The sequence below is a fragment of the Modestobacter sp. VKM Ac-2979 genome, from assembly GCF_026967995.1.
Lineage (GTDB): Bacteria > Actinomycetota > Actinomycetes > Mycobacteriales > Geodermatophilaceae > Modestobacter.
Genome location: NZ_JAPVBO010000007.1, coordinates 158,220 through 185,076, shown reverse-complemented (window position 1 = coordinate 185,076; position 26,857 = coordinate 158,220). Strand labels below are relative to the sequence as shown.

The window sequence follows — 26,857 nt, the reverse complement described above, 5'->3', positions numbered from 1 at the left end:
GCCGAAGTCGCGACTGCGGCCCCTCAGGAGGCGTGGGAGAGACTGCCGGGCGTGGACCTCGAGGCCTTCTACCTGCCGCTCGGTGACAACCGCTTCTCCCCCACTCGGGCCACCGAGAGCCCGTGGGAGACCAGCGCCCAGCACGGCGGGCCGCCGTCCGCGCTGCTGGCGCACCTGGCGACCAGCGCCGCGGGTGAGCACTTGCGGGCGGCGCGGGTCAGCGTCGACTTCTTCGGCGCCATCCCCCGCCGCGAGCTGACCGTCGAGGTCTCCCCCGTCCGCCCGGGCCGGCGAATCGACCTCACCGAGGCCGCGATGACCGTCGAGGGCCGCACCGTCGCCGTCGCCCGGGTCTGGTCGATCGCCACCGGCCCGACGCCGCCGGTGGTCACCGAGCTGACCCCGCCACCTGCCGTCCCCGAGGTGTCCAGCCACTTCCTGCCGCACCTGCCCGACTGGGGCTTCGGGCAGGCCCTCGACTGGCGCTACACCGCCGGCTCACCGGACGAGACCGGCCCGGCCGACGTCTGGACCCGGGTCCTGGTCCCGCTGATCGCCGGTCAGGAGCTCACCGCCCTGGACCGCACGCTGGTCGCCGCCGACGCCGCCAACGGCCTCTCCGCCGAGCTGCCGATCAGCAGCTGGCTGTCCATCCCGCCGGGCATGACCACCCACCTGACCCGCGAGCCGGACGGCGAGTGGGTGCACCTGTCCGCCCGCAGCTCGATCGCCGCCGACGGCATCGGGCTGTGCCTCGGCACGTTGTCCGACGCCGCCGGCGAGGTCGGCCAGGTCTCCCAGCCGCTGCTCGTCCGCGAACGCTGACCCGATCAGACGCCGAGGTGCGCCAGGGCCTGGAGCAGCAGGTGGCTCTGCCCGTTCGCCAGCTCGGCCAGCAGCGCGGGCTCCCGGGCCTCCTGCGGGGTGAACCAGGTCAGCTCCAGCGCGTCCTGCTGCGGTGCGCAGTCGCCCTCGACCGGGACGACGTAGGCCAACGACACCGCGTGCTGCCGCGGGTCGTGGAACGGCGTCACCCCCGGCGTCGGGAAGTACTCGGCGATGGTGAACGGCTGCGGCGCGGGCGGCACCCGGGGCAGCGCGAGCGGCCCGAGGTCCTTCTCCAGGTGCCGGAGCAGCGCCGAGCGCACCCGCTCGTGGTACAGCACCCGGCCGGACACCAGCGCCCGCTTGACCAGCCCGTCGCTGCCGGCCCGCAGCAGCAGACCGACCGAGGTCACCACGCCCTGGTCGTCAACCCGCACCGGCACCGCGTCGATGTAGAGGATGGGCAACCGCTCGCGCGCGGCGTCCATCTCCTCACCGGAGAGCCAGCCAGCGTCGTTCTTCGTCGTCGCCTCGGTCATGGGTCACTGTCTAACCGATGAGGTTCCGGCCGCGGTGCGGCGGGCTCCCGTGGCGCGTCGCACGGTCACGGCCGAGGCGCGGACTGCCGAGAACCGATTGCATGAGCACCCGATCCGACGACGCGCTCAACAGCTGGCTTGCCGACCTGACCGGCGGCGAGACCTCGATGCGTCGACTCCGCAAGCGGCTGACCGAGGAGGGCACCCTGACCACCGAGCCGTGCCCCACCTGCCAGCACCCGGCCACCACGGACTTCGCGCACACCGGCCACTGGATCGCCGAGCCCGTCACCTGAGCAGGCTCAGCGCTCCCGGCTGACAACCTCCTCGAACTGCGCCGGCGTCAGCGGCGGCCCGGGCAGCTCGCCGTCGGTCGGGCGCAGGCCGTCCAGCGCGATCGTCACCACCCGCCGCCAGATCTCCGGGGCGACGTCCCGCGACCGGGTGGTGACCGCGCCGACCATCACCGGGATCAGCGCGACGTCCAGCGCGGTCACCTCCGGCCGCACCTGCCCGCGCTCCTTCGCCCGGTCCAGCAGCGCCCCGACCACCGGTGCGATCCGGGACGTCGCCGCCCCGGCCCTGGCCCGCGCCTGCGGCCCGAGCATGAACTCCTGCAGCCCCCGGTCGCCGGCCTGCAGCTCGACCACCTGCACCAGGAACCGGCGCAGGCCCTCGCCCGGGTCGTCGGCCGCGAGCGCCTCGTCGGCGAGCCGGCCGACGAGGGCGAGCTGGTCCTCGAACAGGGCCAGCATCAGGTCCTCGCGGGTCGGGAAGCGCCGGTAGACCGTGCCCACGCCGACGTCGGCGGCCCGTGCCACCTCGTTGTGCGTGACGGCCCGGCCGGTCTCGGCGAACAGCCGCCGCGCGGCGGCGAGGACGCGCTCCCGGTTGCGCGCGGCGTCCCGGCGCAGCGGCGGCGACTCGGTCATCGCGCGGCGAGCACCTCCCGTGCCGTCGTCCAGTCCCGCGGACCGTAGCGGTCGTTGTCCAGCGGCCCGAGCTCGGCATCCCCGCTGAACATGCTGTGCAGGTACTGCATCCCCTGCCACACCGGGAAGGGCGCCTCGTCGTCCCGGGACACCGCACGACCCACCTTGGCCATCCCGGCGATCAGACCGGGCGTGCCGGCCCAGGTCGCCCGGAACCGCCGCCCGGTCAGCTCGGTCATCGTCGCGGCCAGCTGCCGCGCGGTGACGGTGTCGCCGGCGACCTCCAGGTACCGCGGGGCGGCGTCGTCCAGGGCGGCGTCCGCGGTGAACGCCGCGGTGTCGTCCTTGGTGGTGAAGTCCAGCGGCTGGTCGGCGTCGCCCCAGTACAGGACCCGGTCCCGGCCGGACAGCACGATCGGCGCCTGGCCGGTGAGCAGGTCGGCGAAGGCGCCGTTGAGCACCGACGTCCCCCGGATCGGGGCACGGTCGAGCACTCGGGCGAAGTCGCGGCGGAGCTCGAAGTTCCGGTTGGACCCGGGGGCCACGCGCCGGTAGTCGGCGGAGAAGTCCGAGGGGATGAACCGCGGGACGCCGGCGGCCACCGCGGCCTCCAGCAGCCGGGTCTGCACGCCGACCATCACGTCCCGCAGCCCGTTGAGGGTGGAGAGGACGACGTCGGCCCCCTCGGCCACCCGCCGCAGGTCGGCCGGCTCGTCGTGGTCGGTCTCGACGACGGTGGCGCCGAGCCCGGCCAGCCGCGCGGTCTTCTCCGGGCCGGCGCCGATGCGGACCAGCGCCCGGACGTCGGCCCCCTTCGCGACCAGGGCCCGGATCGTGCGGGCACCGAGGTCACCACTGGCGCCGGCGAGCAGGACTGTGGTCATGCGGGTCTCCTCGACCAAGGAAGCGGATCAGGTTGTCCGCTTTGTGATCGACAGTAGACCGTGCCTCCCCGGCCCGGTCAGGCCGCCACCGGCCGCAGCGCCGCGATCAGCTCCGCCACCGGCTGCGGCCGGCCGAACAGCCACCCCTGCGCCAGTGGACAGCCCAGCTCGGTGAGCGCCCGGGCCTGCTCGACCGTCTCCACGCCCTCGGCGACCAAGATCAGCTCCAGCGCGTCGGCCAGCGCCATCACGCTGCGCAGCAGCCGGCCGCGCCGGCTGGACGTGGTGATCGTGGAGACGAACGAGTTGTCCAGCTTCAGGTAGTCGGTGGGCAGCGTGTCCAGCCGGGCCAGCGCCGAGTAGCCGGTGCCGAAGTCGTCGATGGCGACCTGCAGCCCGTGCTCCCGCAGCACGTGCAGCGCGCGCACCGAGCGGGTCGACTCCGCCTCGACCAGGCTCTCGGTCACCTCCACTACGGTCCGCTCGGCCGGCCAGCCGGTCTCGGCCAGCGTGGCGAGCACCCGGGCCGGGAACGCCTCGTCGTCCAGCTCCAGGCCGGACACGTTGACTGTCAGGAACAGCCGTCGGCCGGTCGCCGCGCACAGGGTCCGCGCGTCCCGGCACGCCGCCGCCCAGACGACCGCACCCAGCTCCCCGATCAACCCCTCCCGCTCGGCGACCGGGACGAACTCCATCGGGGTCACCGGCCCGCGCTCGCGATGGGTCCAGCGCACCAGCGCTTCGACGCCGGCCACCTCGCCGTCCGCCAGGGTCACGATCGGCTGGAAGTGCACGGACAGCCCGCCGCCGACGGGGTCGACCAGCGCGGCCGCCAGGTCCCTGCCCAGCGGGCTCCGGCCGCCGGCGTCCAGCTCGCTGCGCCCGCGGCCCAGCGACTTGACCCGGTACAGCGCCGAGTCCGCCCGCCGCATCAGCGCGGCCGGCGAGTCCTCCGGCTCCATCGCCGCCACCCCGACGGACGTGCCGATCCGGGGCAGCGCAGCACGCAGCCGCTCCGCGGCGGCCAGGGCCGCCTCGCCGTCCAGCCCGGGCAGCAGCAGGGAGAACTCGTCGCCACCGTGCCGGGCGAGGACGGCGCCGAGCGGCAGCATCGGTGCCCAGGTGGCCGCCACCGTCCGCAGCAGTTCGTCACCGGCCGCGTGCCCGCGCGAGTCGTTGACCGCCTTGAAGTGGTCCAGGTCGAACAGCGCCGCCGACAGCGGCTCACCGACGCGCAGCGCACCGCGCACCGCGACGTCCAGTGCCTCGTCGAACCCCCGCCGGTTCACCAGCCCGGTCAGCGCGTCCTCCTGGGCGCTGGCCGCCCGGCGCGCCAGGACGCCGATGGCCCCGGCCGAGCCGAGCACGAGCAGGCCGAGGACGGCGGCAGGTCCGGCCGGCACGTCACCGCGCAGCACCACCACGATCGTGCCGATGACCAGCAGCTCGCCCAGGAAGCCGACGGCCCACACCAGCGGGAAGAAGAGGAAGGAGTTCATCGACGCGAACGCCATCAGCGCCAGCACGGCCACCGCGCCGGTGGCCGACGGCGAGGCCATCGCGAACACCCCGATGCCGGCCGACCCCAGGGCCAGCAACCAGCGGTAGGAGGCCATCGGCACCCGGCTGCCCCAGCGCATGACCGCGAGGCCGAGCACCGTGGTGACCGGCGCGAGGGTGAGGACGGCGGGGTCGTAGACGGCCAGCCCGCCCGGGGTGCCCAGCACCAGGGCGACCGCCGCCAGCCCGCCGACCGCGGTCAGCAGCCCGGCGGTCCGGGCCACCACGCGGGGGGTGGCCAGCTCAGGCGCCATCCGACCGATCCGCATGCAAGGTGATCGAACGCCGGGTTCCGGAACTTCAGCGAATCACGCCCGGGAAGCCCCCGATTCCCCTCCCGCGAGTGAGAGGCGACGGTCAGGCGGTCGGCGACCAGCCCAGCGCCGGGCCGAGGTGCTCAGCCATGTCGGTGAGGATCTGCACGTAGTCGTCGTGCTCGAAGCTGAACGGCAGCGCGAAGACCACCTCGGTCACCTCCCGGAAGCCGGCGTGGGCGTACAGCTGCTCGGCGATCTGCTCCGACGTCCCGACCAGGTCGGGGGCGAACATCAGCCGGGCCGGGCCCTGCGGGGTCGCCGTCCGCGGCAGCCGGGCCTCGACGTAGGCGGCGTACCTCTCCCGCTGCTCCGGGGTCGCCGAGTCGGTCGGGATGACGACCAGGCCCTGCGACACCCGCCCGGCCGGGTGCGCGGCCTTGAAGGCCTGCAGCTGGCCTGCCTGCTCGGTGGCGAAGTCCTCGGAGGACTCCGCCTTCACCACCGACGAGGTCAGGAAGTTCAACCCGTTCTCCCCTGCCCAGGCCGCCGACCGCAGCGACGCGCCGCCGTACCAGAGCCTCGACCGCAGCCCCGGCGAGTGCGGCTGCACCCGGTCCGACCACTCCTCCACCACGCCCTCCCGGCCGGCGAAGGACGACGCCGGCGCGCCCTCGACGAAGCGGAGCAGCCGGGCCACCCGCTCGTAGGTGAAGTCCTCGACGGCGGCGGTGTCGGGGTACAGCGCGGCCCGGACGTCGTCCCAGTGCATCGGCGGGCCGACGGAGAACCCGGGGTTCAGCCGGCCGCCGCTGAGCACGTCGACCGTCGCGAGGTCCTCGGCCAGCCGCAGCGGGTTCTCCCACGCCAGCGGGATCACCGCCGTCCCCAGCTCGATCCGGGACGTTCGCTGGGTGGCCGCCGCCAGCACCGCGACCGGGGAGGAGATGCCGTACTGCAGGTGCCGGTTGCGCAGCCACGCGCTGTCGAAGCCCAGGTGCTCCCCCAGCTCGATCACCCGCAGCGTCGACTCGTGCCCGCCGCGTGGGTCGGCCTCGTCGAACAGGCCGATGGTCAGGAAACCCAGCTTCTCCAACGGCACCCCGGGCGACGGCATGGCGCGATCAGATCAGACCGGGTCAGCGGTCGACCGGCCGCGGTGCGGTGGCGACCGGCGGGGTGCCGGGCCGGACCGCCAGCCCCGGGACGACGGCGGTCAGCCCGTTCTGCAGCCGCCGCATGCCGACCATCATCCGGGTCTTCACCGTGCCCAGCGGAGCGCCGGTGCACTGGGCGATCTCCCGCTGCGTGTAGCCACCCCAGTAGGCCAGCACCAGCGCCTCACGCTGCACCGCGGGCAGCTCCGCCAGGGCCGTGCGCACCCGGGCGTCGGCCATCCGGCCGGCGACCAGCTCGGCGACGTCGAGCGGGGACTCGTCCCGGAACCGCTCCGCCACCGCGTCCAGCCGACGCTGCTGCGAGGACTCGTGCCGGACGGCGTCCACCGCCTTGTGGTGCACCAGCGCCAGGAACCAGGAGCGGAACGAGCCCCGGGCCCCGTCGAACGCGGCCGGGTCGCGCCAGTAGGCGACGAAGGCCTCCTGGACGACGTCCTCGGCGAGCCGCTCGTCGACCAGGATCCGCCGGGCAAGCGCCAGCGCCGGGGCGGTGTACTGGTCCAGCAGGTCGGCGATGGAGGCCGGGGCGGTGCGGCCGGGCGCGGGAACGACGCTGTTCATCACCCCCGATGAATGGTGCACAACATGATCGCCCAAACCGTCCTTCCCCCGAAGGAGTGAGCGCGGTCACCCGCCCGGGAGACGCAGACCGCCGACCCGGGCGGACCCGGATCGGCGGTCAGGTGGAGCAGGAGGGATCAGCGGTCCTCGGTCACCGGCTGCAGCAGCTCGGCGGCCGGCCGGGGCGCCGGCACCGCCGTCGTCCCGAACAGGCTCACGCCCGACGGCGCGGCCATCATCGCCTCGAGCTCGCCGGTGTCCAGCGTCGGCTCGATCGGCTCCAGGGTCGGCTCGAAGACCTCCGGCTGGGCGCCGCCGCGGCCGGGTGCGATCCGCCGCAGCAGGCCGCGCAGCGAACGGGCCTCCTTGCGGCGGGCCTTGCGCTCGGCCGCCCGGGCTGCCTCCTCGCGGGCGGCGAGGTCGCGGTCCAGGATCTCCCGGGCGATCCGGTCGGTCTCGGCCGCCACGATGAGGTCGGCCCGGGCCTGCTGCGCCCGCTGCCGGCCGTCGCGCCGGATCTCCTCCGCCTCGACCTCCTCGTCGTCGCGCACCTTCACCAGCCGGTCGTAGGCCATCGGCGGGGCGAAGTTCAGCAGCGTCTTCATCAGCACCGGGAGGATCTCCACGCTGAGGAACAGCAGGAAGAGCATCACGTGAGCCAGGTGCGCCATCGGCCGCTCCTCCGACAGCCGGTCGATCGCCTCGAGCCGGGCCAGGATGCCGTCGCTCTGGCTGTTCTCCGCGTCGAACGCGGCCTGCTCGGCCAGTCGCGCGTCGGTCAGCCGGCTGAGTTCGGCCTGGTCGGTCACCAGCGCGGCCTTGGCCAGCGCCACGCTGCGGGCCGCGGCACCGACGGCGTCCTTCTCGGCCGTGGTGCGGGTCTGCAGCAGCGCCGCCTCTGCGGCGTCCAGCTCGGCCTTCGCCGTCTCCCGCACCGCCGCCTGCTGACCGGCCGCTGCCGACGCGGCGAAGTACGCCGCGCCCTGGCCCTCGTCGCCGGACCCACAGGTGCCGTCGAGCTCGCACTGCGCCTTGGCCTGCAGCTCGTCGTACCGGCCCGACGCTGCGTCGTAGACGGCCTTCTTGCTGTCCCGCTCGGCCTGCGCCGCCGCCACCCGCGGATCGGTGTTCGGGTCGGTCGCGCCGCCGCTGGCGACCACGGCCTGGTCGTCGGCGATCGACTGGGTGAGCACCGGGATCTGCGCGTACCGGGCGTCGGCGTCCAGCTCGTCGGTGAACTGCTCGGCCGCCTCCGCCTGCAGCGTCACGATCGTGGCGTCGACCTCCTTGCTGAACACCTGCAGCGTCAGCGGCGTGGAGATGACCGTGCCGAGGACGACGGCCAGCGCCAGCCGCGGCACCGCCAGCCCCACGTTGCGCCACCAGGACGAGTCGTGGCCCATCCCGACCAACAGCATCCGGTCCAGGTTGAGGATCACCAGCCCCCAGCCCAGACCGATCAGGACGGCGAGCCACCACCAGGCGCCCAGCGCCATGTGCACGGCGAACGCCATCGACAGCGCGGCCAGCGCACCGGTGCTGACCAGCACACCACCGAGGGCGACGTACTTGGAACGGGCGCCGGGGGCGACCCGCAGCAGATCGAGCCGGGCGCCGGCCAGTACGGCCAACCGATCACCGGCAGAACGGGGGCGGGACCTCATCCGGGGATTCCTCTCGCAGAACGACCAGATGAGCTATCGGTCGCCCACGACCGAGCCGGTACCGGTCAGCGACTGTGAGACATCTCCGACCGCCGGGACACCACGTAACGGCACCGTCACGTCTCGGACACCGCTGCCGCACACGGGGAGGGTGAAGTCGCCCTCGAGAACGCACAGCGCGCTCTCCGTCCGCCCGCCGCCCCGCGTTCGGCGGTCGGCCACGTCGGCCTCGAAGGAGACCCATGAGCCCCCAGCTCGTCCGGCGCGCGATCGCCGGCACCGTCGCAGCCACCACCGTCCTGGCGCTGGCTGCCTGTTCGTCCGACTCCGCCGAGGCCGGCGGCAGTGACGACGGGGGCACCGAGACCGTCACGATCGGGACCCTGCGCGGCCAGCCGCACTTCTACGCCCCGTTCCTCTACGAGGAGTACGCCCCCGAGGGCGTCGAGTTCGAGGTCGTCGTCCTGGACACCGCGCCCTCGCTGACCGACGCGGTCATCTCCGGCGACGTCGACTTCTCGATCACCGGCGTCGTCGCGACCATCGCCTCGGTCGCGCAGGACCGCGACATCACCCTGGTCGCCTCCGCGGCCGACGGCGGCTTCGGCTTCATCGGCGGTGAGGGCATCGAGACCGTCGCCGACCTGACCGGGAAGACGGTCGGCTACATCCAGGGCAGCGCCCCGGAGATCGCGATGCGGCTGATCCTGGAGGAGAACGGCATCGACCCGAGCAGCGTGGAGCTGATCGCCGTGCCTCCACCGGAGATGGCCTCGGCTCTCGGCAGCGGCTCGATCGACGCCTTCTTCGGCACCGAGATCGCCGTCTCGCTCGCCACCGCGGCCGGCGCCACCGAGCTCACCGACCCCTACGCGACCCCGATCGGTCGGGTGAACCTCGGCCTGACCACCACCGGTGCCTTGATCGAGGAGGACCCCGAGCTGGTGCAGGCGGTGGTCGACACGCACGCAGCGACCACCGAGTACATGGCCGACAACATCGACGAGTGGCTGCCGGAGATGGTCGCCGAGTTCGGTGGCGACCAGGACGTGTTCGAGTCCGCGCTGGACAACTTCTGGCTGCGCGCCGACCTGAGCGAGGAGTACCAGACCCAGGTCGAGGCGCTGGCCGACGCGATGGTCTCGCTCGACGTCATCGACACCGCCCCCACCGCCGCCGACCTCGTCGACACCTCCTTCGCCCCGTCCGCCTGAGCCCCCGGGGCGCCGGCGTACGTGCCGGCGCCCCTCCCGCCCTGCGGGAGGAGAGGACCCCCATGACCACCACCGACGTCGCGACCGTCCCCGTCGCGGCCGCCGCCCCCACGGTCCCGGACACCCCTGGCCGGAGAGGCCGTGGCCGGGCGCGCACCGTCCTCCTCGGCCTGCCCGTCCCGCTGCTGTTCCTGCTGCTCTGGCAGCTCGGCCGGGCGCAGGAGTGGGAGCTGCCGCTGGGCATCCGGATGGGCTTCCTCCCCTACCCCGCCGACGTCGCCGCCGGGCTGGTCAACTACGTCGCCGGCACCCGGGACGACGCCTTCAGCAGCCTGCTCTGGGAGGACCTGCCGGCCAGCGCGCTGCGGGTCGTGTCCGGCTTCGCGCTGGCCACGCTGATCGCCGTGCCGCTCGGCGTGCTGATGGGCCGGTTCCGCACCGCGAACTCGCTGTTCGACCCGATGATCAACCTGTTCCGGCCGATCCCGGCGACCGCCTGGGTGCCGCTGGTGGCCCTGCTCATCGGCTACGGCGACCAGGCCTCGATCTTCCTGATCACGCTGTCCGCCTTCTTCCCGATCGTGCTGGGCACCATCAGCGGCGCCCGGCAGGTGCCCGAGCGGCTGCTGGAGGCCGCCCGGATGCTGGGCACCTCCGGCGTCGGCACGCTGCTGCGGGTGGTGCTGCCGGCCGCCGCACCGGCGATCGTCAACGGCATGCGGGTGGGTCTCGGACTGGCCTGGGTGATCCTCGTGCTCAGCGAGACCACCGGCGTCCCGACCGGCCTGGGCTCGACGATCTTCCTGGCCCGCGACGTCGTGCAGACCGACCAGATCGTCGTCGGGATGATCTGCATCGCCGTCGCCGGCTTCCTCTCCGACCGGTTGTTGACGCTGTTCTTCCGCGTCCTGTTCCGCGACCGCCCGCTGATCAAGTAGGAGCCGACGATGGACACCGAGCACCTCTCCGCCGGCCGCACCGCCGACGTCCGCATCGCCGGCCTGAGCAAGGTCTACGCCGGCGGGGTCGCCGCCATGGCCGACGTCGACCTGACGATCGCCTCCGGTGAGTTCGTCGCCGTGGTCGGCGCGAGCGGCTGCGGCAAGAGCACGCTGCTGCGCATCCTGGCCGGCTTCGAGCGGCCCAGCGGCGGCGTCGTCGAGGTCGGCGGGACGCCGGTCACCGGCCCCGGCCCCGACCGCGGCGTCGTCTTCCAGGACTACGGCCTGTTCCCCTGGCTGTCGGTGCGGGAGAACGTCGCCTACGGCCCGGCCCGCAAGAAGCTGCCCAAGGCGGAGGTCGCCGCGGTCACCGACCGGTTCATCGCCGCGGTGGGGTTGACCCGGTTCGCGGCGAAGTACCCCGCCCAGCTGTCCGGCGGCATGCAGCAGCGGGTGGCGATCGCCCGGGTGCTGGCCAACGACCCGTCCCTGCTGCTGATGGACGAGCCGTTCGGCGCGCTGGACGCGCTCACCCGCGCCGACCTGCAGGCGGAGCTCAAGCGCATCCACGTCGACACCCGGACGACGGTGGTCTTCGTGACCCACTCGATCGAGGAGGCGGTCTACCTGGCCGACCGGGTCGTGGTGATGACCGGAGGCGCCTCGCACGGCGTGCCCGGGTCCATCCGCCGGATCGTCCCGGTCGACCTGGCCGACCGCGACGTGACCAGCCCGGCCTTCAACGCGGTCAAGCGGGAGATCGCCGAGCTGGTGCACGCCGCCCCTGCCCCGGCCTGACGCCCCGCCGGGGCCCCGCGCCGTTGCGGGCAGTGCACGGTCCTGGCGGGTATCTGGCCGGGAACCCGCCAGGGACGCACATCACCTGCGGCGGGCAGCAGGCTCACCGTTGTCGCGCCTGCCGCGAGCCCGTGACCGGGCGCGGCCCCACGGAACGGGCACGGCGACGCAGAGAAGGTCCACACCCCGGCGAGCGGGGTGTGGACCCTCCGATGGTCCTGCGGGATCAGGCGTCGACGCCCACGGCCTCCTTGGCGAGCGAGGCGAGCTGGGTCTGCGCGGCGCTGACCAGGCTCGAACGGCTCTTGTGGGCCTCCTCGTAGCGGATGACCACGCGGATGTCGTGCGGCTCCTCGAGCCCCTTGATGGCCTTCACGGCGTCGTTCACGGAGAGCTGGTCGTAGTCCTTGATCGGCAGCTCGTCGGCGGAGACGTCGCCGAGCTCCTCGCGGGCGGACTTGGCGGCCTCGGCGGCGTCCTTGTCGCCCTCGCGGCGGGCGATCTCCTCGGCGCGACGCAGCGAGGCGCGGCGGCCGACGGTGAGCGTCTCGCGGACGGCGTCGGTGAGGTGCTGCGCCCGGTCGGTCACGGCGGAGAACCGGTCGGAGGTCTCCTCACCGGCGTCCCGGACGGTGTCGACGGCGTTGTTGACCGTGTAGGTCCAGAAGCGGACCGGGGCGTTGACCGCGCGGGCCACACCGCCGGCGACCTTCTGGACCGGGGTCGCGACGAGCGCCGCGGGGCCACCGAGGGCCTCCTCGGCGAGGACGACGGTCAGCCACTCGACCGTCGCCTGGTGGGCGCCGATGAGCTTCTCGGCCAGCCGGCGCACCTGGGTCTCCTTGGCCTGCTCGGCCAGGACCTTGACGTAGGTGGCACGGTCGAGCAGCTGGTGCTCGAGCGACAGGTCGGTCAGGAGCGCCTCCTCGATGGGAGCCGCCTGCTCGAAGGTGGCCTTCAGTGTCGCGGAGAGCCGGCCGAGGGCCGGGGTCACGACGTCCGGGACACCGCCGAGGGAGCGGAGGGCCTCGGTGATCTCGATGGTGCGGGCCGCTGCGTTGTCGGCGTTCTGCGTGAGCTCGCGGCGGACGGCGTCGGTCCGGGCCTGCGAGATCCGAGTACGCGCGACCTGCTCCTCGGTCTTGGTGAGGAGCACGAGGGCGCGGAGCTGGTTGACGATCTTCTTGTTGTCGGCCATGTCTTCACCATGCCCCGAAAAGCCCCTCTGCTAACTCTTGCAAGCATGTTGCTAGCAGTGGTCTGCATCACGTCCGCGCGGCTGGCATGGCCACAGCTCCTTCCCGGCTGCAGCACGCCCCCGGACCGTCGTCCCGATCGGGTGCGCCAGCCGGCCCCCGACCGACGTGCCGCCTCCCCTGAGCTCGGGCAGCCGGGAAGTCGAGCGGGAGATCGCCGCACTGGTGCACACCGCCCCCGCCTCACACCTCCTGGGGGCAGGAGCGCGATCATGGCCCCACCGGGGACGGACCCCCATGGGGTGAACTCCCTCGACGCCGGTGCGGTACCCGCGGCTGAATGCCGCTCTCATGTTCATGCCCGGCGGCAGTGGGCTGTCCCTCGCCTCCGCCCTGCGGCGCGACCCGGTGTGGGCCGACCTGCCGCTGATCTTCCTCAGCGGCCGGGCCCTGCCCGGTGACGTGGCCGCCGGCGCCGCACTGAACGCCGCCTACCTCGCCAAGCCGGTGTCGATGACCGCCCTGACCGCGGCCATCGACACCGCCCTGGAGGACACCGCCGCCGCCCGCGGAGAGGCCGTCCGCGACCACGTCGAGGACATCTGGGACCTCGGCGACGAGGCCGAGCGCCGGCTGCAGGCCGAGCTGCTCGGCACCTTCGTCGGCTTGGCGCCCGACGGGCTGGCGTCCGTCGAGGATGCGCTGCGCGCCGGGGACGCCGTCGCCGTCGAGGAGACCGCCCACAAGCTGCGGGGCAGCGCGGCCACCCTCGGCGCCGGCCCGCTGGCCGCGCTCTGCGCCACCCTGGAGGAGGCCGCCCGCACCGGGCAGCTGCCGACTCCCGGCCCGGTGATCGGCGCGCTGCGCCGCGAGCTGGAGGTCACCTGCCGGGTCTTCACCGAGCTGGCCGCCGAACTGGCCGGACCACTGACCCCCGCCGCCTGAGGCACCGCGGCCGCGCCTCCGGCTCCCCTGATCGGGGGCCCGGGGTCGCCACCGCATGCCCGACTTGGTGGGATGGGGCGTCCGGACGCCCCGGGCAGCGCACCAGGGAGGAGCCACATGCACCCGGACGGTCAGCTCCTGGGCGGGCGCTACGAGCTCAACTCGCTGATCGCCACCGGCGGCATGGGGCAGGTCTGGCAGGCCCGCGACACGTTGCTCGAGCGGGACGTCGCGGTGAAGGTGCTGCGCAGCGAGTTCACCGGCGACCCGACGTTCCTGGCCCGCTTCCGAGCCGAGGCACAGCTCGCCGCCCGCCTGGTGCACCCGAACATCGCCACCCTGTTCGACTACGGCGAGATCCCACCCGCCGGCCCGCGCGACGAGCACCTCGCCTACCTGGTGATGGAGCTGGTGCGCGGTGAGTCGCTGTCGGCGCTGCTGCGCCGCGAGGGCCGGCTGAGCCCCGAGCGCACCCTCGACGTGCTGCGGCAGAGCGCCGCCGGCCTGGCCGCCGCGCACGCCACCGGCGTCGTCCACCGCGACGTCAAGCCCGGCAACGTGCTGATCGGCGACGACGGCACCGTCAAGATCACCGACTTCGGGGTCGCCGTCTCCGGCTCCAGCGTGCCGCTCACCCAGACCGGCCAGGTCATCGGCACCCCGCACTACCTCTCCCCCGAGCAGGCCCAGGGCGACCGGGCCACCGCGGCCAGCGACGTCTACGCCCTCGGCGTCGTCGGCTACGAGTGCCTGGCCGGCCACCACGCCTTCGACGCGGAGAGCTCGGTCCAGGTCGCGCTGATGCAGATCCGGGACACCGCCGCACCCCTGCCGGACGACGTCCCGGCCCCGGTGCGCCAGCTCATCGCGGCCGCGATGGTCAAGGACCCGGCCCAGCGCTTCCCGGACGGCGCCGCCTTCGGCACCGCGATCGACGACGTCCGCGCCGGGCGCCCCCTGCCGCAGACCGACCGGACGACGGTGCTCCCCGCGGCCGGGATGTCGGCACAGTCGCCGAGCACGCGGGTCATGCCGGCCGTCGGTGGGGCCGCGACCACCCCCTGGGTGGGCGCTGCCGGGGTGGGTGCCGGTGCTGCCGGGGTGGGCGCCGTCGGTGCCGGCGCAGCCGGGCCGGGGCCCGAGCGGGAGCGGGAGGACAGGCGCCGCCGACTGCTGCTGCCGCTGCTCGCGGTGCTCATCGCGGCCACCGTCGCCGTCGCCGGGTTCCAGCTGCTCGGCGACGACGGGACGGACACCTCCACCACGACACCGACGACGAACGCCGAGCAGACGTCCCCGACCACGCCCACCACCGAGGAGACCACCACCCGCAGTGCTGTGCTGGTCGAGGTGGACGCCGACGACTACCTGGGCCGGCGGATCGGCGACGTCGAGGCCGACCTGATCGGCCTCGGCCTGTCCGTCAGCGCCGTCCCGCGGCAGACGGCCGACGCCGACGAGGGCGAGGTCCTCGCCGTCACCCCGGCCGGCGAGCTGGCCGAGGGCACCGTCGTCACGGTCACCTACGCCACCGCCCCACCCGCACCGACCACCGCCCCGACGCTCACCCCGACCGACGGCGACGAGGACGAGCCGGACGAGGGCGACGAGGACGAGCCGGACCAGGGCGGCGGGAGCGGCACCGGGGGCGGCGGGACCGGCACCGGGGGCGGCGGGACCGGCACCGAAGGCGGCGGGACCGGCACCGGGGGCGGGAACGACGGCTGAGCCGAACGCCGTGGTCAGCCCCCGGTGGCGCGGGTGTTGTGGAACCGGGCGATCCACCACTCCCCTGCGCGCCGGACCAGGACGGCGGTCCCCCGGTTGGTGAAGTCGCCCTCCGGGGTCTGCATCCGCTGGTGGACGTCGGCGACCACCGTGTCCTCGTCCACCAGGGCCAGCTGCTGGACCTCCTGCTGGATGCGCCAGTGCCGTGCGGGTCCGGTCAGCCGGTGCTGGTGGTACTCGGTGAGCTCGTGTCCGCCACTGGTCTGCCGTCCGTCCGGGGACACGGAGACCGCGTCGGCGAGGAAGCCGCCCATCGAGGTGCCGGGGGTCTTGGCGTTGAAGCCCGACTGGATGCCGGCGAGGACGGCGGTGACCGCCTCGGCGACGTCGTCGGGGACGGGACCGATCGCGGCGCGGGGCCGATCGGCTGGGGCGCCGGTCATGCCGCGTAGGGCGCGCGGTCGCGGGCGGTGCGCAGCGCCCGCGCCCACCACACCAGTTGGTCCAGCAGGCGCTCGGCCGCGGCGGTCGCCCGCTCCGGCGCCCGGAGCCGGCCGGCCTCGTCGAACAGCTCGCCGTAGTGGGCGAAGCTGACCGTCTCCCGGATGGTCGTGGCGTGCACCTCGGCGAACACCGGACGCAGGTGCTCGACCGCCCGGAGCCCTCCGGAGATGCCGCCGTAGCTGACGAAGCCCACCGGCTTGGCGTGCCACTCGGCGTCGAAGGTGTCGATGGCGTTCTTCAGCGGCCCCGGGTACCTGTGGTTGTACTCCGGCGTCACGACCACGAACGCATCCGCCTGGTGCAGCCGGGTGGAGACGACCGACGTGGCCCCCGCACCGGCCGCCGACCCCACGTCGGGGAGCCGCACCTCGGCGAGGTCCAGCACCTCCACGCGCAGGTCACCCCGTCGTCCGGCGACCGCGGTGAACCACCCCGCGACCACCGGCCCACCACGGACCGCACGGGTGCTGGCCACCACGATCGTCAGCGTCATCGGCCGGTCCTCCGGCCCCTGTCTGTCTTGACTGGTCATGCCGGCGACGCTAGGACTTCAACAATGGTTGAAGTCAAGGTCGCCGACGGTCTCACCGTCGGCCAGGTCGCCGAGGCCAGTGGGGTGGCCGCCTCCGCGGTCCGCTTCTACGAGCAGCACGGCCTGATCAGCAGCGTGCGCACGTCCGGGAACCAACGGCGCTTCGGCCCCGACGCCGCCTGTCGGGTGAAGGTCGCCCGGGTGTCACAACGCATCGGTCTCACGGTCGCGGAGGTGGCTGCGGTGCTCGCCGAGCTCCCGCCGGACCCGACCCCCGCCGACTGGGGCCGGGTGCACGACGCGCTCGTGGCGGAGGCCGAGGCGCGGATCACCGCCCTCCGGACCCAGCTCGAGCTCCTGAGTTCGGGAGAGCTCCTGTGCCGCCTGTGACTCCCGCCCCAGGAGTCGCACACCGCCGCGGCCGAACGTGGAAGATGTGCCGGTGCACCCCAACGGTCAGCTCCTCGGGGGGCGCTACGAGCTGCAGACGCTGATCGCCTCCGGCGGCATGGGCCAGGTGTGGCGCGCCCGCGACACCGTGCTCGGCCGGGACGTCGCGGTCAAGGTCCTGCGCAGCGAGTACACCGCCAACGCGACCTTCCTCGCCCGCTTCCGGGCCGAGGCGCAGCACTCCGCCGGCCTGGTGCACCCGCACATCGCCACCCTCTTCGACTACGGCGAGGTGCTGCCCGACGCCAGCACCCGCGGCGAGCACCTCGCCTACCTGGTGATGGAGCTGGTCCGCGGCGAGTCGCTGGCGACGCTGCTGCGGCGTGAGCCGCGGCTGTCGCCGGACCGCACGCTGCAGGTGCTCCGGCAGTGCGCCGCCGGGCTGGCCGCCGCGCACGCCGCCGACGTCGTCCACCGGGACGTGAAGCCGGGCAACGTCCTGCTCGCCGACGACGGCGGGGTCAAGCTCACCGACTTCGGCGTCGCGGTCTCCGCCACCAGCGTGCCGCTGACCATCACCGGCGAGGTCGTCGGCACCGCCCACTACCTCTCCCCCGAGCAGGCCGCCGGCAACCGCGCCACCCCGGCCAGCGACGTCTACGCCCTCGGCCTGGTCGGCTACGAGTGCCTGGCCGGGCACCGCGGCTTCGACGGCGGGGACGCGGTGGAGGTCGCGCTCCGGCGGATCCGGGAGGTCCCACCACCGCTGCCCGACGACGTCCCGGCACCGGTGCGCCGGCTGATCGAGCGCGCCATCGCCAAGGACCCCGCCGAGCGCTTCGCCGACGGCGCCGCCTTCCGTGCCGCCATCGACGACGTCCTCGCCGGTCGGCCCGTCGGTGCGGCGGACGCCGAGCCACGGACGGCGGTGATGCCGGCCATCCGGACGGCGGAACTGCCTGCCGTGCGCACCCCGACCCCGCTGCCGCCCTTCCCGGCGACCCAGACCTACACGCTGCCCCCGGTCGACGAGGACGACGTCGACGAGCCCGAGCCGGAGAGCCGTCGTCGCTGGCCGTTCCTGGTCGCCACCCTGCTCGCCTTCCTCGTCGCGATGGGGAGCACCTTCGGCCTGCTCCAGCTCGCCACCGGCCGCGAGGACCCCCCGGCCACCGCCCAGCCGACCCCGACCGTCGAACCGACGCCCCCGAGCACCCCGGTGGTGCAGCTGGTCTCGCTGTCCACGGTGGACTACGTGGGCCGGCCGGCGGCCGAGGTGCAGGCCGAGCTGGTCGAGCGCGGTCTGGTCCCGACGCTGCGGCCACTGCAGACCGGCGACGTCCCCGACGGCTCGGTGATCGCGCTCGACCCGGTCGGTCAGGTGCTGCCCGGTGCCGCGGTGACCATCACCCATGCGGTCGCCCCTCCGCCACCTCCGCCGCCACCGCCGCCGCCCGCTCCGGCACCGGCGCCCGCACCCGCCCCGACGCCGACGCCGACGCCGACGCCGACCGAGGACGCCGAGCTGGACGAGGAGGACATCGAGAAGGCCCTCGAGCGCTGGCGTGAGCGCCGGCGCGATCGCGACGACTGACCGGTGTGTGACGCCCCATCGGATGGGGCACGCCGGATGTCATGGCCGACCAGTTCACCTTCACCGACCCGACGACCCAGTACCGCACCGACGGGTTCCCCGAGCAGTCCCAGGACGCCCCGGGCCTGACCACGGACCTGCAGCCCGGCGCCGACCACGGTGAGCAGAGCTACCGCGGCACCGGCCGGCTCACCGGGCGCAAGGCCCTGGTCACCGGCGCCGACTCCGGCATCGGGCGCGCCGCGGCGATCGCCTTCGCGCGGGAGGGCGCCGACGTCGTCCTCAACTACCTGGCCAGCGAGCAGACCGACGCCGAGCAGGTCGCCGCGCTGGTCGAGGAGGCCGGCCGCAAGGCCGTGCTCGCCCCCGCTGACATCTCCGACGAGACCGCCGCCCGCGCGCTGGTGCACACCGCGGTCGAGGAGCTCGGCGGGCTGGACATCATCGCCAACATCGCCGGCAAGCAGACCTACGTCGACGACCTCGCCGACCTCACCAGCGACCAGTTCGACGCCACCTTCAAGACCAACGTCTACGCGTTGTTCTGGATCGTCCAGGAGGCGCTGCCGCACCTGCCCGCCGGCGCCTCGATCATCAACACCAGCTCCATCCAGGCCTACCAGCCCTCCCCCGGCCTGGTCGACTACGCCACCACCAAGGCCGCGATCAACACGATGAGCAAGGCGCTGGCCCAGCAGCTGGCCCCCAAGGGCATCCGGGTCAACGTGGTGGCCCCGGGTCCGTTCTGGACGCCGCTGCAGGCCTCGGGCGGCCAGCCCACCGAGGCGCTGCCGGAGTTCGGGCAGGAGACGCCGATCGGCCGCGCCGGCCAGCCGGCCGAGCTCGGCCCGGCCTACGTCTTCCTCGCCTCGCCGGAGTCCGGCTACGTCTCCGGGGAGACCCTCAACGTCAACGGTGGGATGCCGACGCCGTGACGTCCGGGCACGACACCCGGCGCCGTCCCGCCCTGCACTGGGGCGCGGACGGCGCCGGCTCCGGCCCGGTCGACGAGCGGGACGACGCCGGCTACGCCGACCTGCGCTCTTACGCCGCGATCGGTGACGGCCGCACCGTCGCGCTCGTCGCCCGGGACGGCCGGATCGACTGGCTACCGCTGCCGGAGATGGACGGCGCCCCGGTGTTCGGCGCGCTGCTGGACGCCGAGCAGGGCGGGTACGTGGAGCTGCGCCCGGTCGAGGAGTCCACCGTGCGCCGCGCGTACGTGGCGCACACCAACGTGCTCACCACGACCTTCACCACCGCCTCGGGCAGCGTGCGGGTCACCGACTCGCTCAACAGCGGCGTCGCCGGCCGGTTGCCGTGGTCGGAGCTGGCCCGCCGGATCGAGGGGGTCGACGGGCACGTCGAGATGCGGGCGGCGGTCCGGCCGGGCACCTGCCTGAACACCGCCTCGCCGTGGGTGCACCAGACCGCGCACGGCGCCGTGCTGCGGGTGGACGACCTGACCCTCGCCGTCCGCACGCTGGGCGCCGACTCCGTCGACGACGGCGACCGGCGGATCGACGTCGTCTTCCGCACCGCCCCCGGCTCCCGGCACCTGCTGGGCCTGGTCGCCACGGAGAGCGAGCCGTTGTTCCTGCCGGCGGCCGAGGCGATCGACGCCGGGGTCGACCGGACGATCGAGAACTGGGCGGCGTGGATGCGCAGCTTCGACTGGGACGGCCCCTGGGACACCGCCGTCCGTCGCAGTGCGCTGACCCTCAAGCTGCTGGTCCACGCGGCCAGCGGGTCGATGGTCGCTGCCGCCACCACGTCGCTGCCCGAGTCGCCGGGCGGAGGCAAGAACTGGGACTACCGCTACGCGTGGGTGCGCGACTCCGCCTACGCGCTGACGGCGCTGTTCCGGTTCGGCCTGCGCGAGGAGACCCACGGCGCGATCAGCTGGCTGCTGTCCACGATCCGCCAGCACGGCCCCGAGCCGCAGGTGGTCTACGCCCTGGACGGCGGCCTGGTGCCGACGGCGGAGTTCCGCGACGTGCCGGGCTGGCGCGGTGCCGCCCCGGTGGTCAGCGGCAACAACGCGGCCGGGCAGCTGCAGCTGGGCGTCTTCGGTGACCTCTTCAGCATCGTCGCGCTGTACGTCGAGCACGGGAACGTGCTGGACGCGCACACCGGCCGGCTGCTGGCCGGCGTCGCCGACCTGGCCTGCGACCGGTGGCGGAGCAAGGACTCCGGCATGTGGGAGCTGCCCGAGCACCGGCACTACACGACCTCGAAGCTGGGCTGCTGGATGGCGCTGACCAAGGCCGTGGAGCTGGCCGAGAGCGGGCAGATCCCCGGCGACGACGCCCGCTGGCGCAGCGAGGCGGAGCACATCCGGGAGTGGGTCGAGCAGAACTGCTGGTCCGACGAGCGCGGCGCCTACGTCTGGTACCCGGGCACCGACCAGCTGGACGCCTCGATCGTGCTGCACGCGATCAGCGGCTTCGACCGGGGCGAGCGGATGAGCAGCACGCTGGACGCGCTGCGCGCCGAGCTGGGCGCCGGCCCACACCTGTACCGCTTCACCGGTGCCGCCGAGGAGGAGGGCGTCTTCCTCGCCTGCTCGTTCTGGCTGGTCTCCGCGCTCGCGCTGTGCGGCCGGGTCGAGGAGGCGCGCGGCCTGATGGACGAGCTCATGAGCACCCCCAACGACGTCGGGCTGCTGAGCGAGATGCTCGACCCGGCGACCGGCGACCTGCTCGGCAACCTCCCCCAGGCGCTGTCCCACCTGGCGCTGGTCAACGCCGCGATCACCGTCGCCGAGGCGTCCTCCCCAGGCTGAGCAGCACCGCGTGTGCGACGGGGTGCGGGGAGTGTGCACGCGCCGGGGCGCGCCGAGCGCGGTGCACGAACCCCTCGACGGGCGCGGTGCGCGAGGACCCTCGACCTCGCGGCGGTGCCGTCCGGGCGCGGCCAGGGAGGAGGACGGGGATGCACGCCAGGACCACCACGGTGCGCGGCGACCCGCAGGCCGTCGACGAGGGCATCGAGTACGTCCGCGACGCCGTCTGGCCCATGCTGCGCGGCATGAGCGGCTGCGTGGGCATGTCGATGCTCGCCGACCGGGACGCCGGCCGCTGCATCGTCACCGCAGCCTGGGCCACCCACGAGGCGATGCGGGCCAGCGCGGTCGCCGTCGGTGAGCTCCGCGACCAGGCCGCCGAGGTGATGCGGGCCGAGGAGATGGGCGTCGCCGAGTGGGACATCGCGGTGCTGCACCGGGAGCACCCGGCCGGTGACGGCGCCTGGACCCGGGTCGTCTGGACCGACGGCGACCCGGCGCAGCTCATCGGCATGATCGACGCCTTCCGGATGAGCCTGCTGCCACGGATGAGCGACCTGCCCGGCTTCTGCAGCGTCAGCCTGCTGGTCGACCGGGACACCGGTGGCGCCTCCACGGCGATCACCTACGCCAGCCGCGCAGAGCTGGAGCAGTCGCGGGAGATGGGCTCGGCGATGCGCGAGGACTTCGCCGCCGCGACGGGCATGCGGATCGTCGAGGTCGCCGAGTTCGAGCTGACCGTGGCGCACCTGCGGGTACCGGAGATGGCCTGACCGGCTGAGCTGGTGCCGCCTACCACCGACGGCACCAGCCCGGCGCGGCCGGAGCGGCCGGCTGTGGGCGGCGCAGCAACCTGTGGACGACGGCCCGCCGGCACCCAGGGGCTGCCACGGTCGACCCGTGACCACGACGCCGCTCGCCCAGCTCCCCGTCCGCTCCGCCACCGAGCTCACCCGGCGCTGGCACACCGTGCTCGCGCCGCCGGTCTTCGGTGCGCGCAGCCTGTGGCTGGCCTGGTTCGACGCCGCCGGGCTGATGCTGCCGGTGCTCATGCCGGTCGACGACCTCCCCCGCCGGCCCCGGCACGAGAGCCTGACCGGTCTGCTGGCCTTGCACGACGCGGTCACCGAGCAGAGCGACTGCGCCGACGGCCACCTCGCGCTGGCGCTGTGCCGGCCCGGCCGGTCGCTGGTCACCGCGAGCGACGACGAGTGGGCCGAGGCGCTGCGGGAGGACCTGAACAGCGGGATCGACGGCAGCTGGAGCCTGCACCTGGCCGCCGGTGGCACGGTGTTCCCGCTGGTCGAACCGGCCCGCTGGGCCTGGCAGTGACCAGCTTCCACATGGGCACGGCTTGACAAGCATCGTTGCTGTACCGGCAAGCTGGTCGGCATGAGCGACGACGTCGATGCGGTGGTCCAGGCCGTCGGGCCCCGACTGCGGGCGCTGCGGCAGCAGCGGGACACCACGCTGACCCAGCTGTCGGAGACCACCGGCATCTCGGTGAGCACGCTGTCCCGGCTGGAGTCCGGGCAGCGGCGGGCGACGCTGGAGCTGCTGCTGCCGCTCACCCGCGCCCTGCAGGTGCCGCTGGACCAGCTGCTCGACGAGCCACCGTCACAGGACCCCCGGGTCCAGCCGCGCCCGGTGCTGCGCAACGGCATGACCATGCTGCCGCTCACCCGCCGGCCCGGCGGGCTGCAGGCCTACAAGATGATCATGCCTCCGGGTCACCCCACCGGCGGCGTGGAGCTCAAGACGCACGAGGGCTACGAGTGGCTCTACGTGCTCAACGGCCGGTTCGTGCTCTTCCTCGGCGACCAGCGGCTGGAGCTCACCCCGGGCGAGGTGGTCGAGTTCGACACCCATGTGCCGCACGCGCTGACCAACCCCGGGCCGGCCCCGGTCGAGCTGCTGGCCCTGTTCGGGCCACAGGGAGAGCGCATGCACGTGCGCGCCCGGCCGCGCGGCAGCAGCGACTAGCCGGCCAGGCCGGACGCCCGCCCCCGACTGCTCGGCGGGTCCACCGCTCACCGTGCGGGACCGCGCGCCGTCCGAGAGGCTGGTGCCTCCCGGGCCTGAGACCACGGGCCGACCCGCTCGACTCCCCAGGAGGTACGCCTTGCCCGCTCGCGCACCCAAGGAGATCGCCCAGGTCGCCGCCGCGACCGGGGCGAAGAAGACCCGCCGCACCTGGGACAAGGTGCTGGTCAGCGCCTTCCTGGCCGGCGCCTACATCGCCTTCGGCGGCCTCGTCGCCATCGTCGTCTCCTCCGGCCTCGACCCGGAGACCTGGGGGACGCTGCCGACGCTGTTCACCGGCGCCACCTTCACCCTCGGCCTGGTGCTCGTGCTCGTCGCCGGCTCCGACCTGGCCACCGGCAACATGGCACTGGTCCCGCTGGGGGCCATGCGCGGCAAGATCGGCCTCGGCGACGTCGCCAAGAACCTGTCCCTGGTGCTGATCGGCAACCTGGTCGGCGCCATGTTCGTGGCCTTCTTCCTCGCCGTGCAGACCGGGGTGATCGGGGACGCCAGCGCCACCGGTACCGGCGGGCTCACCTACGAGCGGCTGGCCTCGATCTCCGAGGGCAAGGCGCTGGGCGAGACCGCCTGGCAGACGTTCCTCCGCGCGGTCGGCTGCAACTGGCTGGTCTGCCTCGCGGTCTGGATGTCCCTGGCGGCGACGACCGTCTCGGGCAAGATCCTGGCGATCTTCTTCCCGATCATGGCGTTCGTGGCGATGGGCTTCGACCACGTGATCGCCAACATGTTCTTCCTCCCGGCGGCGATCTTCGCCGGCGTCCCGGACCTGGGCTGGGACGACGCGGCGCTCAACTGGCTGCTGGCCGGCGCCGGCAACCTCGTCGGCGCGGTGGTCTTCGTGTCCACGTCCTACTGGTACCTGTTCCTCAAGGACGAGCCCGAGGACGAGCCCGAGGAGTCCGAGGCGTCCGCCCCGCCGGCGGAACGCGGCTGACCCGCTCCGCACACGACAACGGCGGCGCCCCACCTCGGTGGGACGCCGCCGTTGTGCGGTTCAGGAACCGATCAGCCCGCGGTCAGGACTCCGCGCCGCCCTGCTGCTCGGAGCCCTTGCCCCGCCCCTGGTCGAGGACGTCGGTGCCCGGGCCGCCGATCAGCGTGTCGCTGCCGTTGTCCCCGTACAGCTCGTCGTCTCCGGCGCCGCCCAGCAGCACGTCGCTGCCGTTCCCGCCGCGGATCACGTCGTCGCCGGCGCCGCCGCAGATGATGTCGGCGCCGTTGCCACCGGTGATGGTGTCGTTGCCGCCCAGGCCCATGATCACGTCGACGCCGTTGCCGCCACGCAGCACGTCGTCGCCCTCGGTGCCGACGAGGGTGGGCTCGAGGCCCTGGCAGAGCTGCGGCTCGGGCACCACGACAGTCTCCTCGAGGTCGATGCCGAGCAGCAGCGGGTCGTGGTCGCTGGAGCGGTAGGGGTCCGCCGCGTACAGCTCCGGGTCGCCGGCGTACTGGTAGGCGAAGGACTCCACCGAGTTGATGTTCCAGTGCACGACGTCGGTGACCTTGGCGGTGAGCTCGGCCGTGGCCAGCGCGTGGTCCAGCGAGCCGGACAGTGCGTTGAACACATAGCTGTACCGGCCCGGGTCGAACTCCTCACCCAGGTTGACGAAGCCCTCGTCGCGGAGAGCCTCGATCGGGTCCTCCTGGGTGTAGGCGTTGAAGTCGCCCATCAGCACGACGTCCGGGTCGCCGGTTTGCGCCTCCAGCTGCTCGGCGAAGACCGCCAGCGACTCCGCCTGCCGCACCCGGTCGCCGTTGAACGAGCCCTGCCCGGTGTCGAGGTTGTCACCGGTGCCGGTGCCTCCCTTGGACTTGAAGTGGTTGGCCACCACGGTGAAGGCGTCGCCGTCCGCGGTGAACGTCTGGGCGATCGGCTCGCGGGCGTTGGACCAGACCGACTCGTCGACCAGGCCGACCGAGTCACCGACCGGGGTGACGACGGCGGGCTGGTAGATGATCGCGTTGCGGATGACGTCCCGGTCGACCGCGTACAGCTCCTCCGGGAAGGCGACGTAGGCCCACTTCTGACTGCCGGCGTCGGCGTTGAGCCGGGTCACCAGGTCGGCCAGCGCGGTGTCCGCGTTGCCCGGGGTCAGCCCGGTGGAGTCGGTGTCCTCGATCTCCATCAGGGTGACCACGTCGGCGTCCAGCGCGTTGATCGCCGTCACGATCTTGCCGGCCTGCTCCTCGAACTCGGCCTGGTTCGGCGCACCCCGGCCGACCCCACCGAAGGTGAGGAAGTAGTTGAGCACGTTGAACGCACCCAGCTGGACGTCGCCACCCACCTCGCCCGGCGCGGCCGGGCGGGTGTTCTGCAGGGCGAAGACGCCGTCCGCGGTGCCGTCGGCTGGCTGCAGCCGCCAGGCGTCGAACCCGTAGCCGAGCACCAGCGGCTCGGTGAAGGACAGCTCGTCGCCCACCCGCACCGGGGTCTCCGGCGACAGGTACGGCGCGGTGGTGACGCTGACCCGGCTGCTCTGCGCGTCATCGAGGACGATGCGGCGCAGGGCGTTCTCCGCCGCGATCGCCTCCGCGCCGGCGCCGGGGCGGGCCAGCTCGGTCGGCTGCACCAGCAGGCCACCCTCGGACAGGGTCAGCTCGCCGTAGCTGGTGAGGGCGTAGACCTCGCTGACGGTCAGCGTGTCGACCGGGGCGACCAGCATGCCCTCGAACCGCTCGCGGGTGTCGTCGTCGGCGGGCAGGTCCAGCGGGGCCGGCGTCGGCAGGTCCACGACGGTGCCGTCGGTGCAGATGCCCACGTTCGCCTCGCCGCGGATCTGAGTCTGCTCGAAGTACTCCTCGGCGGCGCCGGTCACCGCGACGGTGTCGCCGAGGTCCACCTCGACCGCCGAGAAGACGAAGACGCCGTCGGAGGTGGCGGCGTCACCGTCACCGTCGGCGTCCTGCAGGTAGAAGCCGGAGAGCCCGGGGACGTCGCCGACGACGACGCCGCGCACGGTGACCGTCGAGCCGTCCAGCGGGGTGGTCGCGCCGGTGCCCTGCACCTCGCCGATCTCGTTGGTCACCGGGACGTCGCACACCTCGCCGGCGGCCGGCGGCGGCTCCACCGGACCGGGGGCCGCGGAGTTGACCACGCCCTTGCTGGCCGCGGCCGGACCGGACCAGACGAGCGCGTCGGTGGCCGCGTCGTAGCTGCGCGACAGCGACTGCCCAGCCGGCTCGCTGCCGGTCTCCTCGACACCGATGTCGGTGCTGGTCGTGCCGGTGGCCGGGCCGCCGGCGGCGGTCATCGTCCCCTCGTAGGAGAGGAACTCGAGCACCTCCGTGCCGCGGACCAGGGCGACCGCGTCCGGGGCGCCGTTCTGGATCCCGTTGGACGGGTAGTCGACGACCGCGACGGCCGAGCCGTCCGCGGGCGCGGTCACGGCCGGGAGGGCGTCGGTGTCGTAGACCGCACCGTTGCCCCCGTTGTAGAGGACCACGCTCAGGCCGTCGGAGCTGGTGCCGGCGGGGAGCTGCACCTCGACGAACTCACCCACGTCGGTGCCGGCGTTGTCGTAGTGGATCTCGGAGATGAACGGCGTGGTGGGCGGCGCGGCGACTGCGACCGCCGGGACGGCGACGGCGGCGAGCACGGCAGCGGACGCCGTGGCAGCGCCGAGGGCAGCGCGCCTCGCAGCGGTGCGGATGGTACCAGGGGGGAGGGGCACGAACGGTCCTCTCGGAGGGCGACGCGGAGTGGGTCCATGCCCAGCCTGAGCGGCGGATGTGGACGACTCGCTGACGGTAAGTGACCATTTCGTGACACGCCAACGCGAGGGGCGGC

26 protein-coding genes are annotated in these 26,857 nt (G+C 73.7%); 15 read left to right on the top strand and 11 right to left on the bottom strand.

The window, feature by feature from the left end:
* Positions 1–51 precede the first annotated feature (51 nt).
* The gene (locus O2W15_RS20450) at positions 52–825 is read left to right on the top strand and encodes a thioesterase family protein (RefSeq protein WP_269180742.1); all 774 of its coding nucleotides are present in this window, start codon (positions 52–54) and stop codon (positions 823–825) included.
* A gap of 5 nt (positions 826–830) precedes the next feature.
* Here the strand turns inward: O2W15_RS20450 and O2W15_RS20445 are convergent, their stop codons facing one another.
* The gene (locus tag O2W15_RS20445; protein ID WP_269163676.1) at positions 831–1,364 is read right to left on the bottom strand and encodes an NUDIX hydrolase family protein; all 534 of its coding nucleotides are present in this window, start codon (positions 1,362–1,364) and stop codon (positions 831–833) included.
* 101 nt (positions 1,365–1,465) lie between these two features.
* On the opposite strand from O2W15_RS20445, the gene O2W15_RS20440 reads away from it, so the two are divergent.
* Positions 1,466–1,660, top strand: coding sequence for a hypothetical protein (locus O2W15_RS20440; RefSeq protein ID WP_269180741.1), 195 nt, complete (start codon positions 1,466–1,468; stop codon positions 1,658–1,660).
* A 6-nt stretch (positions 1,661–1,666) separates the two neighbouring features.
* Here O2W15_RS20440 and O2W15_RS20435 read toward each other — a convergent pair whose 3' ends face one another.
* The 6 genes from O2W15_RS20435 to O2W15_RS20410 all read right to left on the bottom strand — a co-directional run bounded on the left by O2W15_RS20435 (position 1,667) and on the right by O2W15_RS20410 (position 8,364).
* On the bottom strand, positions 1,667–2,296 hold the full coding sequence (locus O2W15_RS20435) for a TetR/AcrR family transcriptional regulator (RefSeq protein ID WP_269180740.1): 630 nt from the start codon (positions 2,294–2,296) through the stop codon (positions 1,667–1,669).
* Entirely contained in the window at positions 2,293–3,180 is an 888-nt protein-coding gene (locus tag O2W15_RS20430; protein WP_269180739.1) for an NmrA family NAD(P)-binding protein, read from the bottom strand. Before O2W15_RS20430 ends, O2W15_RS20435 begins: the two co-directional genes overlap by 4 nt.
* 77 nt (positions 3,181–3,257) lie before the next feature.
* Complete coding sequence (locus O2W15_RS20425) at positions 3,258–5,009, bottom strand: putative bifunctional diguanylate cyclase/phosphodiesterase (protein WP_269180738.1); 1,752 nt, start codon at positions 5,007–5,009, stop codon at positions 3,258–3,260.
* An 88-nt stretch (positions 5,010–5,097) separates the two neighbouring features.
* Positions 5,098–6,111 carry an LLM class flavin-dependent oxidoreductase gene (locus O2W15_RS20420; RefSeq protein ID WP_269180737.1) on the bottom strand — a complete coding sequence of 338 codons (1,014 nt, stop codon included), beginning with the start codon at positions 6,109–6,111 and terminating at the stop codon, positions 5,098–5,100.
* Positions 6,112–6,133: 22 nt separating this feature from the next.
* On the bottom strand, positions 6,134–6,733 hold the full coding sequence (locus O2W15_RS20415; RefSeq protein ID WP_269180736.1) for a sigma-70 family RNA polymerase sigma factor: 600 nt from the start codon (positions 6,731–6,733) through the stop codon (positions 6,134–6,136).
* A gap of 137 nt (positions 6,734–6,870) precedes the next feature.
* On the bottom strand, positions 6,871–8,364 hold the full coding sequence (locus O2W15_RS20410) for a DUF4407 domain-containing protein (RefSeq protein ID WP_269180735.1): 1,494 nt from the start codon (positions 8,362–8,364) through the stop codon (positions 6,871–6,873).
* Positions 8,365–8,639: 275 nt separating this feature from the next.
* Between O2W15_RS20410 and O2W15_RS20405 the strand changes: the two genes are divergently transcribed.
* The 3 genes from O2W15_RS20405 to O2W15_RS20395 all read left to right on the top strand — a co-directional run bounded on the left by O2W15_RS20405 (position 8,640) and on the right by O2W15_RS20395 (position 11,350).
* Positions 8,640–9,611, top strand: coding sequence for an ABC transporter substrate-binding protein (locus O2W15_RS20405; RefSeq protein WP_269180734.1), 972 nt, complete (start codon positions 8,640–8,642; stop codon positions 9,609–9,611).
* Positions 9,612–9,673: 62 nt separating this feature from the next.
* The gene (locus tag O2W15_RS20400) at positions 9,674–10,549 is read left to right on the top strand and encodes an ABC transporter permease (protein ID WP_269180733.1); all 876 of its coding nucleotides are present in this window, start codon (positions 9,674–9,676) and stop codon (positions 10,547–10,549) included.
* Positions 10,550–10,558: 9 nt separating this feature from the next.
* Positions 10,559–11,350, top strand: a complete 792-nt coding sequence (locus tag O2W15_RS20395; RefSeq protein ID WP_269180732.1) for an ABC transporter ATP-binding protein — start codon at positions 10,559–10,561, stop codon at positions 11,348–11,350.
* Between the two features lie 226 nt (positions 11,351–11,576).
* Here the strand turns inward: O2W15_RS20395 and O2W15_RS20390 are convergent, their stop codons facing one another.
* Positions 11,577–12,548 (bottom strand): ferritin-like domain-containing protein, encoded by a 972-nt coding sequence (locus O2W15_RS20390; RefSeq protein WP_269180731.1) that lies wholly within the window; start codon positions 12,546–12,548, stop codon positions 11,577–11,579.
* Between the two features lie 355 nt (positions 12,549–12,903).
* Here O2W15_RS20390 and O2W15_RS20385 point away from each other — a divergent pair, with 355 nt between their 5' ends.
* Positions 12,904–13,491, top strand: a complete 588-nt coding sequence (locus O2W15_RS20385; RefSeq protein ID WP_269180730.1) for a sensor histidine kinase — start codon at positions 12,904–12,906, stop codon at positions 13,489–13,491.
* A 117-nt stretch (positions 13,492–13,608) separates the two neighbouring features.
* Positions 13,609–15,219, top strand: a complete 1,611-nt coding sequence (locus O2W15_RS20380) for a protein kinase domain-containing protein (RefSeq protein ID WP_269180729.1) — start codon at positions 13,609–13,611, stop codon at positions 15,217–15,219.
* Positions 15,220–15,233: 14 nt separating this feature from the next.
* Here O2W15_RS20380 and O2W15_RS20375 read toward each other — a convergent pair whose 3' ends face one another.
* The gene (locus tag O2W15_RS20375; protein ID WP_269180728.1) at positions 15,234–15,662 is read right to left on the bottom strand and encodes a YybH family protein; all 429 of its coding nucleotides are present in this window, start codon (positions 15,660–15,662) and stop codon (positions 15,234–15,236) included.
* The gene (locus tag O2W15_RS20370) at positions 15,659–16,216 is read right to left on the bottom strand and encodes an NADPH-dependent FMN reductase (RefSeq protein ID WP_269180727.1); all 558 of its coding nucleotides are present in this window, start codon (positions 16,214–16,216) and stop codon (positions 15,659–15,661) included. Before O2W15_RS20370 ends, O2W15_RS20375 begins: the two co-directional genes overlap by 4 nt.
* A 63-nt stretch (positions 16,217–16,279) precedes the next feature.
* Here O2W15_RS20370 and O2W15_RS20365 point away from each other — a divergent pair, with 63 nt between their 5' ends.
* The 8 genes from O2W15_RS20365 (at position 16,280) to O2W15_RS20330 (ending at position 24,004) form a co-directional block, all read left to right on the top strand.
* Positions 16,280–16,645, top strand: a complete 366-nt coding sequence (locus O2W15_RS20365) for a MerR family DNA-binding transcriptional regulator (protein WP_269180726.1) — start codon at positions 16,280–16,282, stop codon at positions 16,643–16,645.
* A 52-nt stretch (positions 16,646–16,697) separates the two neighbouring features.
* Positions 16,698–18,239, top strand: coding sequence for a protein kinase domain-containing protein (locus tag O2W15_RS20360; RefSeq protein ID WP_269180725.1), 1,542 nt, complete (start codon positions 16,698–16,700; stop codon positions 18,237–18,239).
* A gap of 41 nt (positions 18,240–18,280) precedes the next feature.
* Positions 18,281–19,174, top strand: coding sequence for a glucose 1-dehydrogenase (locus tag O2W15_RS20355; RefSeq protein ID WP_269167772.1), 894 nt, complete (start codon positions 18,281–18,283; stop codon positions 19,172–19,174).
* On the top strand, positions 19,171–21,024 hold the full coding sequence (locus O2W15_RS20350) for a glycoside hydrolase family 15 protein (RefSeq protein WP_269180724.1): 1,854 nt from the start codon (positions 19,171–19,173) through the stop codon (positions 21,022–21,024). The genes O2W15_RS20355 and O2W15_RS20350 overlap by 4 nt, the downstream gene beginning before the upstream one ends.
* 149 nt (positions 21,025–21,173) lie before the next feature.
* Positions 21,174–21,797, top strand: a complete 624-nt coding sequence (locus O2W15_RS20345) for an antibiotic biosynthesis monooxygenase (protein WP_269180723.1) — start codon at positions 21,174–21,176, stop codon at positions 21,795–21,797.
* A 127-nt stretch (positions 21,798–21,924) separates the two neighbouring features.
* Complete coding sequence (locus O2W15_RS20340; RefSeq protein WP_269180722.1) at positions 21,925–22,356, top strand: hypothetical protein; 432 nt, start codon at positions 21,925–21,927, stop codon at positions 22,354–22,356.
* Positions 22,357–22,416: 60 nt separating this feature from the next.
* Positions 22,417–23,007, top strand: coding sequence for a helix-turn-helix domain-containing protein (locus tag O2W15_RS20335; protein ID WP_269180721.1), 591 nt, complete (start codon positions 22,417–22,419; stop codon positions 23,005–23,007).
* Positions 23,008–23,146: 139 nt separating this feature from the next.
* Positions 23,147–24,004, top strand: a complete 858-nt coding sequence (locus O2W15_RS20330; protein ID WP_269180720.1) for a formate/nitrite transporter family protein — start codon at positions 23,147–23,149, stop codon at positions 24,002–24,004.
* An 82-nt stretch (positions 24,005–24,086) separates the two neighbouring features.
* On the opposite strand, the gene O2W15_RS20325 is transcribed toward O2W15_RS20330, so the two are convergent.
* Complete coding sequence (locus O2W15_RS20325) at positions 24,087–26,741, bottom strand: ExeM/NucH family extracellular endonuclease (RefSeq protein ID WP_269180719.1); 2,655 nt, start codon at positions 26,739–26,741, stop codon at positions 24,087–24,089.
* Positions 26,742–26,857 lie beyond the last annotated feature (116 nt).